Genomic DNA, 12,266 nt, shown 5'->3' on the forward strand with positions numbered 1-12,266 from the left:
CTCGCGATCAACCGGTCGCCGTGACCATCAATTCGGTCAGCAATCGCAGTGCGTGGTCCATCTCCGCTTCGGTCATCCGAGCCATACCGCACGATGTGCTCAGCCCGCCGAATGGACGAGGGTAATACTTCCGCGCCTGCGTCAAGGCCGAGCGGATATGGTCCGCACTCGCCTGCTCGTGCACGATGCCGGCGTAGATGGTCGCGTCGGTGGTGAGCTGCTCCAACGGCTGATAGATATCGGGATTGTCCACGTCGGCGAACGGCAGTATGTCGGCCGCCGCCAGCGGAATATGAATACCCTGCAGCGTCCGGCCCTCGGGCCATGCCGCCACAATGGCATTGACCAAAAGCACAACCGGCTCGAATCCGTTGATCTGCTTCAGCCACGTGCTGTGCTCCCAGTCGCCCCGACACAGATGGATCGTGACACGGGCGCCGTCGGGCATGCGGCGCACGAATGCGGCCAGATCCGACGCCAGCTCAACAGCTTTCGCGGCCCGCTCTTGCGCCGACTCGATCACTTCGATCGTCAACATGCGCCCGGGGCTCTCGAGTTGGAACACCACGTCACCGTCGAACAGCCGATGAATAGCGAAGATCTCCTCCAGCGCCGGTTTCCGGAACGACTCGTAATGCTGCTCGAGTCCGGCCTCACCCAGGGCGAAGTACGCATGATCGTACGGATCGACAATGCACGCCTGATAGCTCTTGCTGCTGCCGCGTTCGGCGATCATGCGCTCCAGAATCGGCTTGGCTGCCTCGGCTTGGTCGAAATACCCGAGCAACACTGGCGGAATCTCGAGCTCGCGCTCGCCGGTGTACTCGTAACCAGGCATCCCCGGATAGGCCAACTCGATGTTTCCGTCCTTCACCTTCCGCATTCCAGGAAGCGCGAAGGTACTGCGCAGCCTCGGCATGATCCAACCGGGAAAGGCCGTGTCACCCTCCGGAAACGATGGCAGGTACTCCCACATCGTGCCGAATTTCTCCATCGCGATCTGTCGTGTCGGCGCGTTGGCGCTTCCGACCAGGTATGTCACGGGAAGTGAAAGAGCCATCGAGTGTCCTCTCCGTACGGATGTGCGGGGACTATAGCGCCCAAGACCTCCGCCCGACTCTCACTACGCGGCATCGATCCGAATCGGATACTGCACGAAATCACCTTTCTCACAGGCAAATTCACCGAATTGACGTCGATGCTCGACCTGCCCCGATCGCCCTCCCGCTACTGGGAACTCGATGTCGGGCGCGGCCAGCCGTCACTCCAGACGTCCTGCCGACAATCGCGTTTGGCCCGCACAGCAGAGCCGTGACCATTGAGCGGGTCGGGTCCGCCTGTGGAAGTGCTCACGAATTGGGCTGTGTCAGGCCAGAATTGACCGATGACTGAGCTCGCGTTGACGGCGGAACGGGGTGGGGGTGGCGTGGTCAGCAAGGGGCCAGAGGCTGGTGATGACGTGCCGGAACCTTCTGGGCCGCCGACGGCCGCCCGAGGGTTGCGGAGCAGCGACGAACTGTCGATCAGTGTGACGCGGGCGGGATGCTCTGCTCGTACTGGAAGACGTTGTGGGGGTCGTACTTCGCCTTGATCCTGCGCAGCCGCTCGAAGCGCTGGCTCCCCCAGTAGGCGGTCTGCCACTCTTGCATTCCGACGTTCGGCACGTTGACGTAGGCGCCGTCCGCGTAGGGCCGAAGCGCCTGGCTGAACTCAGCGGTCCATGCCTGGGCCTGCGAGGTCAGCGGGTCGCCGACGCCTGGTTGTGTTGACCGAGTCCCCCAGGCCGCGCCGATCTCGCCGTAGAAAAGCGCGTCGCGATGCGCGAAAGCCGTGCCGCCGGGGGGCTCCCTCTTGATCGCCCCGCCGAAGGCATCGACGAAGTAGTTGCTCTCCTCTGTGGGAGCGTTTCGCATGAAGTCGCCGATGATGTCGATCGCCTTCTTCGGGAACCGCTCTTTGACGAACTCCGAGAAGAACTTCCAGTTCGCGGGCTCTTGCGCGAGCGGGACCTGGGCTCCCGCAAAGAAGTCGCCCCAGTTACCGACCTGCACCGTGACATCGGGCCTGCCGACCGACAGGATCGGAGCCAGCCTCTCTGTGGCCTGTGCCGCTGCCCCGTCCACCAGCCACGCGGACAGCAGGATCTGGGACTTGTGGATCTCGAGCTCCGATCCCAGACGGCTGTCGGCGGACGGTACCGTACGCTGCCACGCTTCGAAGACCCCGTACAGGTCCCCGAGTCCATCCCATGTCGCCTGCACATAGGCGAGATGCTCGAGCGGATACACCTTATAGGTGAGTTGTGTGACGATCCCGAAGTTGCCGTTTCCGGCCCCGCGAAGCGCCCAGAGCAGGTCCGAGTGGTGCTGCAAGTCCGCGTTGATCACCTCGGCGCAGTCGTGACCCGACGGGACGACGACCTCGGCCGCCATCAGGCTGTCGCAGGCCATGCCGAGCCAGCGGTTGAGGGGCCCGAGGCCACCGCCGAGCGTCGCACCACACAAGCTCACGCTGCCCTCGCTCCCGGTTGTGACCGCAAAGTTCTGCTTCGCGAGCGTCGTCACCGCTTCCAATTGGTTCAGCCCGGCACCGACCGTCGCGATACGAGCGTCAGGGTCGATCTGGACCGACTTCAGCTGGCTGACGTCGATCACGATGCCGTTGTCGAGGTTCGACCAGCCTTCGAGGGCGTGGCGGCCGCTGCGCACCCGCAGCGCGATGTTGTGCTGCCGCGCCCACGTCAGGGCGTTCACCACGTCCTGGGTTTCCTGTGCGAAGGCGATGACCAGCGGATAGTGAGAAAAGAGCTGGTCCCAGCCGAGTCGCGCATCCGTGTACGACGCGTCACCCGGGCGGACGATGTGGCCGGTCAGCGTCGCGGGCGGGCTTCCCGGGCTTTTACTCGGGTGGCCCGCGGCCACACTTCCCGGGGCGCTCGCGTCCGCAATATTCGGCGTGTCCGCGGCCGTAAGGCCCGAGACAACGACTGCTCCGACGCCAGCGGCCGCCGACGTCCTGAGCAGGTCACGGCGAGAAAGATCGCTCAAGGTTGAGATCCTCTCAATCGGTCTACGCCAGTACCGGCTGCCAAGGGAACTCTTATCCGCTGGCCGCCGGGCAGTCCCTTGTGGTCGACCCCGCACGGTAACGGGATGACGTGGTGGTGTGTCCCGACACGCCAACCGAGAACGATGACGACAGCCTGAAGGAGTAATGGACTGAGCACACGCTCTACGCAGCGGGGTTTGACGGCTTTCACGATCGCCGAGTGCATACCGTCGGCCACCGAATGGGTCGGGATGATCTCGACATCACCAAATCCCGCCGCCTCCAGGTGGTTTCGATACTCGGTGAACGACAGGGCTGTCGCGGTGCCGTCGAGCCGCGCGCCGTTATTGCAGTTCCTGATCAGTACCGGCCGTCACCACGAATACGAGTCGCTGGCAGAGGCTCGGCTCCTATTGATGCTGGGCATCGCTGGAGAACTGACCGAGGTGCTGGCTCAACCGCTGAGGTTGCGCTACCTCACGGACGAGGGCGCGGCGAACCATACGCCGGAGTTCTCGGCCTGCACCGAGTCCGGGGATTGGCTGCGCAACGGCGAGTCGCCCCAATCTTCGAGCGCGCGCTTGCCCGCGGCCGTGATGCGGTATCGCTTGGTGTGGCGCGGGCACCGTCCCGGCACGACGGTGTCTCGCAACCGCCTGCAGACTCGAGTGCCGCGAGTTCGCCGTAGACCTGCGAGTGGCTGGTCGACCACATGTACCCGATCGGCAGGTTCATGCGTCGCGTGACGTCATAGCCGGTCATCGGCTTTCGAGCGAGCAGCACGCCGGAGGCCGCTGACGCTACCGCCGAGAACTCCTGCACTAGACAGCAGCGGGCACCGCATTCGGAGTCTTCAGCCGATCACCCGGTGCCCGGCCCTGCGCAGCAGCTCAGACGCCTCGTCCACCCGATCAACGGGGATCAGCACGATGTCGCCGTCGAAGCTGGCCGCGACCCAGACAGGCACATTGCCGGCTGCGAGCGGCGCCACGATCGCAGCCAACATGCCGGTCGCGTCCGGCGGGTGCGCCTCGTCGCCATTCCACAGCGCCACCCAAGCGTCGTCGGCCGCGTCCTGGCGTCGCATGCAAGCTCCGCCGTCAGGGCCGCGCACGACCGCGAGCACCTCGCCATCATGGGCGACCTCGACGTCCGATACCGCGCGCTCCAGCACGTATCGACCCTCCAGCACCCGCAACGTCTGATGATCAGCGACCGACACCAGCGCATCGTCGCACACCGATCGCGTCTGATGTCCAGCGTTATGGACAGTTCGTAAGGAATCACAAACGGGAACGCCACAGACCACCGCGGCCCGGCGATGCACGCATCCCGCAAGACCCGTCCGGTGAATCGTCCGGGAAGCGACGTCGGCCGGAGCAGGAGCCGGCGCCATCGCGACCGCGAAATCGTTTACAGCTACTTGCGGACCGGCGCTGCCTCGGACTGGCCAATCTGTTGGCTCTACGTTCGAGGGCTTCCTATCACCATCTTCGGCCCAATCGAACTCCGGCGGCGGCGGTCCCCATTGCCGCGGATTGGTGAAAACAACTCGGCAGGCACCGAATTGGCCGCGAACCAGTTGGGGCATTCTCGTGAGGGCGTCACGGAGCGGCATTACATCGTCTCGCCGGAGTAGGCACCGGACTCATCGGCCGTGCTGGAGCTGGGACTAGGAACGGCCAGGTGACGAATTTTTGGTGTTTCTTTGGTGGTGGTCCGATATTACGGATTGACCCGACCTCGAAAAGGTCTCGACCTGGTAAATATGGTGCGCCCGAAGGGATTCGAACCCCTGACCTTCTGATCCGTAGTCAGATGCGTCGGGCCGAAGCAGCGTGATGCTCAGCGGTTTTCGTCCGTCTTCGGCGGTGGAGATGTCGCCGTTGTCGTCAGACCTGTCGTTTGCTCCGGAGGGCAGAACCCCCTAACTGGTTAAGAAGCTGAGCACAAGAAAGACCATCGCGGCGGCGGCGGACCACAGCGAGAATTGGATGTACGTGTGTTTTTTCCAGGCGATTTCGCTGACCCGGTGCAACTGCTCTGCCAGGGCGGGAAGAACCTGCTTGCTTTTGAGAATCTTCTCTACAGCCGGAGGATCGCTGTATTTGCGAAGGTTACCGAAATAGATGAAGTTCTCCTCAGTTGGTATGGACCGCAGCTTGGGAATTACGACGGAGACTGCGAACGCAGCCGAGGCCGCCAGCAGCACCAATCCGACGAAATACCAGATACGCGAAAATCCGCCCAGCCCGGCGAAGATACCGCCGTCTTTCGACACAGCAAGGACACCACCGAGCGCAGCGAAATCGAGGGTTAGCGTGATAGACGCCTTGAGGTCGACCTTGCCCATCCAGTCCATGATTGCAGTGTGGATCCGCCATGCCGTTTCCACCGGATCCGCATCGCGGTCGGTTTGAGGTGCAGCACCCAGCGGGTTCAAGTCGTCAGCCATGAGACCGTCTCCTTCTTTGATCGGTGGAGAGTCGTTACAGGTGCGCCCTTGTTGCCCAGCGATAGCTAGAAGCTATGTTCCTCTCGTGGCCAGGCGTGCGCAGGCGATTAGCCACCTCGGCCTCTTGACCAGCCTCTTGCCTCATTTCCGTGTCGAAAACCGCGATCACCACCGGCTTTCGCATGTCTGGGGACTTCCCATCCCCTGCTTCCTCATACTGGCCATCCCTGGGCTGAGGGAGGACGTGTCAAGGGCGTTCTTTCCCTTGACTCGGCCGAGTGAGGTCAGACAATTGGGCCATGAGGAGGCAGGGGTTTACGGCAACCGCGTGCTTCCACCTCGCGAAGGTGCCGAGCCGATTCACAGGGTGTCGTTGAATGACCGGACCACAGCCAGTCACCCCGTCAGGTGCTGGTCGATTTCGTGGGCGGGTTGCGGGAGAGCAAGTCGGGGACGGCTAGCGTCGTGCCCAGCACTGCCTGGTGAACGAAAATGCGGCCAGAGTCGAACAGTCCGCGTGCTACCACGTCGTCAAAGCGGATGCCAGAACACGCAAACAGGGCCAGAATGCGCCCCGGCGGCCGGTGTGCCGCCGACGCGCCGCGGTGACCGCCGTTCAGGGAACCGCGCTGCGCGTCGCAGCGCCGCCGGGGCGCCCTTGATCCTGTATGGCGGAATTCGGCAATGACTTTGGTGCTTTGGTGTACGTGCAGCGCATCGTGCGTGAGGCGCGAACGGAAGCTCCCTGGGTACGGGCGTGGTAGACCGAGGCGACCCGGAGCATGAACGTCCCAACGGTCGTGGGATCGGCGGAAGTGTTCGCCAATTGGGCTGTGTCAGGCCAGAATCGAGGGATGACGGAGCTGGCGCTGACCACGGATCGTCGTGATGAACTGGCTGCGTTGCTTGGGGATGAGGGGAAGCTTCGGGCTGAGTATCCGAAGGTGGCGGAGTACTTGGATACGGCGCCGATGTTGGCGGGGACGGGGGACGATCGGGCCGACGCCGCGTTCGATCTACGGTTCGTGCACTACATGACTGGTGGACGGTCGGTCAGTGCGAATCCGTACTGGGAGATCGTGGCGCCATCGGTGTTCGAGCATGAAGGCCGTCGTGTGGTGAACGGTGGTCGTGAGAAGGGCAGTGTGCGGCTGGGGTTCGCGCAGACGATCTTGCAGGCCGCGTACGCGTGCGCCATCCCTTCTCCCGAGACGATCGAGTGGCTGACTCAATTTGCTGATGGCCGCAAGGTGGTCGAGTTGGGAGCCGGTCGCGGGTATTGGGCGGCGCAGATGACCAAGGTGGGAGTGGACGTCGACGCGTACGACTCTGAGCCACCGAACAAGACGGAGAATGTGTCGTTTTCAGGCGCAGCGGGGCAGTCGGACGTGTGGCACGCGGTCGGTGATCTCGCTGAGTTCGCTGCGCGTCCAAGCGGCGGCCCGAATGATGTGCTGTTCCTCTGCTGGCCGCCTGGCTGGGGTAACACGATGGCGTCTGATGCGCTTGCCGCGTTCGAAGCCAAAGGTGGCGAGCGGCTGGTCTACATCGGAGAGCCGAAAGGCGGAAAGACCGGTGATGAAGCGTTTTTCGATGGCCTCGCTATGCGCTGGGAGCTGAAATCCGAAGATCCGCAGTTCGTTTCGTGGTGGAATCTGGCGGACCGCGCACAGGGTTGGGTTCGTCGCTGATTCCGCCGACGGCTACATGAACCCGGGAGTTCATGCGCCACGCTGCTATTCACGGTGGACGTGGGCTCGGTAAAAATGAGGCGCGTCCTGGATTAACGGCACATTGGCATTGGGTGTTGCCGAGTGCCGAGTGCCGAGTCGGCGGCGCAGGATTGTGCGATGGCTGACTGGGGCACGTATTCGTCCTGGGGCGCTGCGGGCATCTCGGCTGGCGTGCTTGGGGTCTCAGTGTGGCGAGACTGGTGGCATCGTCCACTCGCGGACTGGTCGGTGAGTGGACGGATGGTCTCGGTATCTCAAATGCCTTCTGTGTCCGGGGCATTTCGACCGAACGATTCGTACTACGTGTTCGGGATGGCATCGGTCGTCAACTTCGGGGATGGGGATGCACATCGGGTTTCCGTCAACCTGCGTGATCGTCCGGGGGCCGATGTTCGTATTATCGGGGCGGCTTCATTGCTTCGGCCAGGAGAAAGGCTGGACGTCCACTTCGCTATCGAGGTGAGTGACTGGACGGCGAGTTTGAGCGAGATGTGGGTGACGTGGACACCACCCCCGATTCGTCGTCGACGTGTCCAGACGTCCCACGCGTTTCGCCTCAGCCTGCGTCTGGAACGCGACTCGGACGTGGACGAAGAGATCGAGAAGGTCCAGCGCAAGAAGAAAAAGAAGGCTGAGTGAACATGACAGCTTCGCGGCGACTGCGCAAATGATCTGCGCACAGTTCGACCACTGACAACAAGCAGCCGGTATTGAAGGGCCGTCCGGGGGCGAGGCCCTACTCACTGAACCCGGCTCAATTTCACTGAAAGATGTCGTTAACGTGTCGCTGGTCAATTGACCTTAGCCCTTGCCCGCCAGTGATTTTCGCGCAGTGAGGGACCGACGACGGCTCATCCACGCCCAGATTCGACCCCTAACCGGCCCTACCACCCCTCCCGCTACCGGACCGCTGACTTGCTCGTCCTGAATACGGATTCCCAGGGGGCAAGTTCAACGCTGGGGACTTTTGCGCTTCTGCGCTACCCGCCCCGGTATCGACTTTCTCGTTCCCGTTCGGCTTCGCGTTCGCGTTCCCTGGCAGCTTCTCGCGCTCGGTGCTCGTTATGGTCGCGTTCATGTTCGAGTGTTCTGGGTTTCTCTCCGGGCTGTATTCGGCCGACTTCCAACACGTGTATGACTTCGCGCGGAATACCTTCCCGTGTGGCACGTTCACGGACTTCGCGCACTTGTTCGCGTTGTTTCTCGACAACTTCCTGCTCCGCCCGCTCTGTGTCTTCACGTGCGAGGGTAGAACCGATGTTTCCGAGCTCATGCGTTACGTCTCGGCGTTTGTCTTCGTGGTTCTGTTCGATGAGTCGTTCCGTTTCTTGGGCGTGTTCGCGTCCTAGTCCGGCGTTTCGAACCATCTCCCGAGCCTTCGCGCGTTCTATTTCGCGGATATCCGCGAGGTCTTTGGTTAATCGCATGTGCGATTCCCGTAGCTTATCGATTTCTAGTGTCCGGCCTTTTTCACGTGGTTGGGCGATCTTCCGCGCCTCGGCCATGCGTTTGCGTAACTGCTCGCGTTTCTCGTTCAACTCTCGCGGGCCGACGCTACGCGCTAATTCCTTGTCGCGTTCTCGCTGCTCGCGCTCTTTCTCCTGAGCATGCTGCTCGCGTATCCGCTCGTCCCGTGCTTCTCGTGCAGCCTGTTGGCGTGCCTTATGCTGTTCCCGCAACTGGGCGATATCAAACAATTCTAGCTGCGGTGCTTCTCGTTCGAGCTGTCTGCCTAGTTCTATGGCCTTCAACCGCTCGGTCTTCGTGACTACTATGATTTGGAACCGTTCCGGAAATTCTCTCGCCAACTTTTCCAGGGGGTCCCGAATTTCTCTATCGAACCGTTCTCCAGCGACCGTCACCCATTGCCCCGACCATCCCTCTTCCCGAACTAGATAGATGTCTTTATCTACCTGTTCACGGCTCGTCTTGCCCGAGACCTGACCAGATTTATATTCGGTGAATCGTCTATCATCCTTGTCGACTACTCGTGACGAATCCATACGTCGATAGCCGTCCGGCGTCCAGACTTCCCGCTCGTGCCGCCAACCCTTCTCCGGTGTCTCGCCCCTTTGATGAGCCATTCCGTGATGGAAAAGTCTGGCATTTTCTCGGCGTTGGTCGTCGTAGTCGGACAAAGATCAACCCACCCCCGTATGTCGAGATTATCGAACAAACCTGAGGTCAGCCGAGCGCATGCCTCACATACGCGAGGTCATCGTGAGCGGCCCACTCCAATATTTCGATCACGAATGTTGTCTCGGCTTCGTTGCTGGGTTCCCGCACTGCCGGACCGAATCCCTGATACAGCCCACCAGAGGCGTGAGGATGGTTGTACCACTGCATACCGCGACGATGTACGTAGCATTCACCGATCCAACGGATGAATTGGTCTGCGATATCAGCCTTTTGAGGGTCCGTAACGGAATCCTCATTGGGGAAGAACTCGCCGAATACCGCTGCAACCCGATCTATTGCAGCGTCCGACCATATCGGCTGCGGCAGACCAGGAACCGTCTTGGTGGTGAATTTCTCCAGTTGTGCGTCCATCTGCCGGAACCATCGAACCCATTCCGGCGGTCCAGGTGGCGGTGTCTTGACCTGTGTCGGGTCGACCTCGCCGAAATCCAGACCGATCTGTCCGTCACTCCCCACGATGATCCCTCCGCTTCCGTCGCTGCTCGGCCTCGGCCAGTGTCTCACTTCACGCTGACAGGTCGCGGCGCTCACAACTGCCTTACCGTTCGACACGTGTGCTTGGTCGGAGCACCCCCGCGTCGATCAAAGTCCAGACGGCCTCGTGCTTTGCGCCGCATGAGTCGGCGTCGCAGTTGATGCGCTGACGGAATACGCGGCGCGCTTCATCGATGCTGTACGGATAGTCCGGTGCACGGTGGCACTGGTCGCGAGCGAGGCGAGCGAGAATTTCCGTGCTGGGGCGCTCCCCGTCGACGTGCACCGGGCGGTCGACAAGGTAGGGCAGTACGTAGAAGACCACGACGCCCAACGTCACAACCCCTGCGACGGCGGCGCATACAAGTCCGGTCGTCGACACAGCTAATCGACCTCCGTGCCGTCGATCGAGATCGGCTCGATGGTGATCACGGTGTGTTCGTCGAATTTGTGGCGGTCATCCGATGCGAAGGCGAATGTCCGGCCGATAAATCCGTGATCGTCAACAGGTGCCCAAGATCCGTCGTCGCGCTGCAACCACCCCGCCTGGCAATCGGTTCTGGCGTTGGTGTCGCGTAGCGCGAGGACGATTGCGCCGCTTGCACATTCAATATCGGCCGTGCAGTTGTGGCAAATGCCGGTGTCCGGCTCGGCGTCCTCGTAGGTGCAACGGGGGCAGAGCTTCGCTTTCGGCTCACTGAGCACCATTTGGCACCCCCGTGCGTGGTTCGTAGTCACCGGTGCCGGAGGACTCGACACCCCGGCACCGGGACGATTCGTTCGACGCTGGACCAGTTCCCCACTCCCGGACCGCTTCCGCGAAGAGTTCAACTTTTTCGGCCGGTGCTCCTGTGTACCTGCGGGGCGGCCCTACGAACGGGTCGCGTTGTTGAAGCTCGTTGTTCGGCATCTGCCGACCTCCGGTGCGTCGACTGCGGCTTAGGTGCGCTCGGTCCTGAATGGCGGCGTGCCGACTCGGGGCACAGGAATCGGCCGACATCGGGACGACGGGCGCAGTGCACGGCGTCGGGCTTCTTGATGAAACGTCGCTGACGTGCACTGAGTAGTAGTCTCGTGTGAGAAGGCTTGACACAGAACAAGTTCAGCGTCCACCAGCGTCCACAGATCGGTACCGCAGATCCATGGATAAGCCCGGCTCACTGCTTCGGCTGGCCCGCGAATCACAAGGCGTCAGCCTGTCGGCTGTCGCGGCCAAGACCCACTTCTCCAAGTCGATGCTTGGGATGTTGGAGAATGATCAGCGGGACGTGAAGCAGGAACACATCGTCGCGTACTCGCGGGCGTTGAACATCCCCATATCAGCTTTGATGGCACCGCCGGATGACCCGATCCGGCTGGCTCATGAGTGGCTGGTGTCCGACTCCGCTCCGGTCACTCATTCGGCGGTAGGGCACCGGGTTGGGCGTTCACTCGCGGACAGTGTTGAGCAGCGCGTTATTGACCTCCGCCATCTCGATGACACAGTCGGCGGCAAGGACCTATTTCCGCTCGTCGTCAAGGAACTCGAAGACCTCCGAACGGTCATCAACGAATGCAGCTACGCCGAGAACATCGGTCGTCGCCTCCTGACGGCGGCTGGCGAGCTTTCACAGCTCGTCGGATGGGTCGCGAGCGATGCCGGGTACTACGGGCGCGCCCAATACGCCTACCTGGACGGCGCGAAAGCGGCCAGTCAGGCTGGGGATCGTGTCCTCACCGGCCAACTGCTCTCGAGCTTGAGCTACCAGATCGCGAACGTCGGCCAGCCGGATGAGGCAGTCCTTCTCGCCCGGACTGCGGTCAAAGGGGCGCACGGGGCCACACCCGTGGTTGTCGCACTACTGACCGAGCGAGTGGCGTGGGCCGCAGCGCGCGCCCGTGACCGTGACGGGGCGATGCGCGCTCTAGATACTGTGGACGACACCTATGAGCGCCGGACAGCCGGTCTCGAAGAACCTGAATGGGTCTATTGGGTAGATCGGTCCGAAATCGATGTGATGGCAGGGCGATGCTTCGTGGAACTCGGCGATCCGTCGCGCGCCCGGCCTTTGCTGCATCAGGCGATCGACAACTATCCAAAGGATCGGGCACGAGAGGTTGCGCTCTATCAAACCTGGTTGGCGGAGTCGTATGCGCGGAACCGGGATTTCGACGCGGCACAGGAGACCATCAGGGCAGCTCGGAAGGCTGCGGACGCTATCCCTTCGGCGCGGTTGGAACGGCGGGTTGTTGAAGTTGAGCTGATCCTCAGCGGGCGCGGTAGCTGGTAGACCCCAACCGGCCCGGCGCTTGTGTTCCCCCCGGCTCAGTGGGCGGCGTGAACGACGGCGGGTTCAATCGTTCCTGATCGTGTAGCG

At 62.1% G+C, this 12,266-nt stretch carries 10 protein-coding genes; 3 read left to right on the top strand and 7 right to left on the bottom strand.

The genetic code is table 11. The annotated features are described in order from the left end of the window. Positions 1 to 7 precede the first annotated feature (7 nt). From ACIBI6_RS39080 to ACIBI6_RS39095, 4 genes are all read right to left on the bottom strand, one after another. Complete coding sequence (locus ACIBI6_RS39080; protein ID WP_396960078.1) at positions 8 to 1,060, bottom strand: hypothetical protein; 1,053 nt, start codon at positions 1,058 to 1,060, stop codon at positions 8 to 10. A gap of 463 nt (positions 1,061 to 1,523) precedes the next feature. Further along, the gene (locus tag ACIBI6_RS39085; protein WP_396960080.1) at positions 1,524 to 3,047 is read right to left on the bottom strand and encodes an FAD-binding oxidoreductase; all 1,524 of its coding nucleotides are present in this window, start codon (positions 3,045 to 3,047) and stop codon (positions 1,524 to 1,526) included. A gap of 854 nt (positions 3,048 to 3,901) precedes the next feature. Next, entirely contained in the window at positions 3,902 to 4,270 is a 369-nt protein-coding gene (locus tag ACIBI6_RS39090) for an ACT domain-containing protein (protein WP_396960082.1), read from the bottom strand. Positions 4,271 to 4,975: 705 nt separating this feature from the next. Then, complete coding sequence (locus ACIBI6_RS39095) at positions 4,976 to 5,503, bottom strand: Pycsar system effector family protein (protein WP_396960084.1); 528 nt, start codon at positions 5,501 to 5,503, stop codon at positions 4,976 to 4,978. A gap of 854 nt (positions 5,504 to 6,357) precedes the next feature. Between ACIBI6_RS39095 and ACIBI6_RS39100 the strand changes: the two genes are divergently transcribed. Then, positions 6,358 to 7,194: a hypothetical protein gene (locus ACIBI6_RS39100; protein WP_396960086.1), complete on the top strand. Its 837-nt coding sequence runs from the start codon at positions 6,358 to 6,360 to the stop codon at positions 7,192 to 7,194. A 159-nt stretch (positions 7,195 to 7,353) separates the two neighbouring features. Then, positions 7,354 to 7,875: a hypothetical protein gene (locus tag ACIBI6_RS39105; RefSeq protein ID WP_396960088.1), complete on the top strand. Its 522-nt coding sequence runs from the start codon at positions 7,354 to 7,356 to the stop codon at positions 7,873 to 7,875. Between the two features lie 341 nt (positions 7,876 to 8,216). Here the strand turns inward: ACIBI6_RS39105 and ACIBI6_RS39110 are convergent, their stop codons facing one another. The 3 genes from ACIBI6_RS39110 to ACIBI6_RS39120 form a co-directional block, all read right to left on the bottom strand. After that, on the bottom strand, positions 8,217 to 9,374 hold the full coding sequence (locus tag ACIBI6_RS39110; RefSeq protein ID WP_396960090.1) for a hypothetical protein: 1,158 nt from the start codon (positions 9,372 to 9,374) through the stop codon (positions 8,217 to 8,219). 46 nt (positions 9,375 to 9,420) lie between these two features. Then, positions 9,421 to 9,786 carry a hypothetical protein gene (locus ACIBI6_RS39115; RefSeq protein ID WP_396960092.1) on the bottom strand — a complete coding sequence of 122 codons (366 nt, stop codon included), beginning with the start codon at positions 9,784 to 9,786 and terminating at the stop codon, positions 9,421 to 9,423. 507 nt (positions 9,787 to 10,293) lie between these two features. Beyond that, a complete protein-coding gene (locus ACIBI6_RS39120; protein ID WP_396960094.1) occupies positions 10,294 to 10,617 on the bottom strand; it encodes a hypothetical protein in 324 nt (107 codons plus the stop codon). A gap of 434 nt (positions 10,618 to 11,051) precedes the next feature. Between ACIBI6_RS39120 and ACIBI6_RS39125 the strand changes: the two genes are divergently transcribed. Next, complete coding sequence (locus ACIBI6_RS39125) at positions 11,052 to 12,179, top strand: helix-turn-helix domain-containing protein (protein ID WP_396960096.1); 1,128 nt, start codon at positions 11,052 to 11,054, stop codon at positions 12,177 to 12,179. Positions 12,180 to 12,266: the final 87 nt, after the last annotated feature.

The sequence above is a fragment of the Nocardia sp. NPDC050412 genome, from assembly GCF_044458825.1.
Lineage (GTDB): Bacteria > Actinomycetota > Actinomycetes > Mycobacteriales > Mycobacteriaceae > Nocardia.

Bases quoted from the DNA above. Each gene is read 5' to 3' on its own strand.
- ACIBI6_RS39115 (WP_396960092.1), bottom strand. From the start codon at position 9,786: ATGGACGCACAACTGGAGAAATTCACCACCAAGACGGTTCCTGGTCTG.
- ACIBI6_RS39105 (WP_396960088.1), top strand. From the start codon at position 7,354: ATGGCTGACTGGGGCACGTATTCGTCCTGGGGCGCTGCGGGCATCTCG.
- ACIBI6_RS39120 (WP_396960094.1), bottom strand. From the start codon at position 10,617: ATGGTGCTCAGTGAGCCGAAAGCGAAGCTCTGCCCCCGTTGCACCTAC.
- ACIBI6_RS39095 (WP_396960084.1), bottom strand. From the start codon at position 5,503: ATGGCTGACGACTTGAACCCGCTGGGTGCTGCACCTCAAACCGACCGC.
- ACIBI6_RS39125 (WP_396960096.1), top strand. From the start codon at position 11,052: ATGGATAAGCCCGGCTCACTGCTTCGGCTGGCCCGCGAATCACAAGGC.
- ACIBI6_RS39100 (WP_396960086.1), top strand. From the start codon at position 6,358: ATGACGGAGCTGGCGCTGACCACGGATCGTCGTGATGAACTGGCTGCG.
- ACIBI6_RS39080 (WP_396960078.1), bottom strand. From the start codon at position 1,060: ATGGCTCTTTCACTTCCCGTGACATACCTGGTCGGAAGCGCCAACGCG.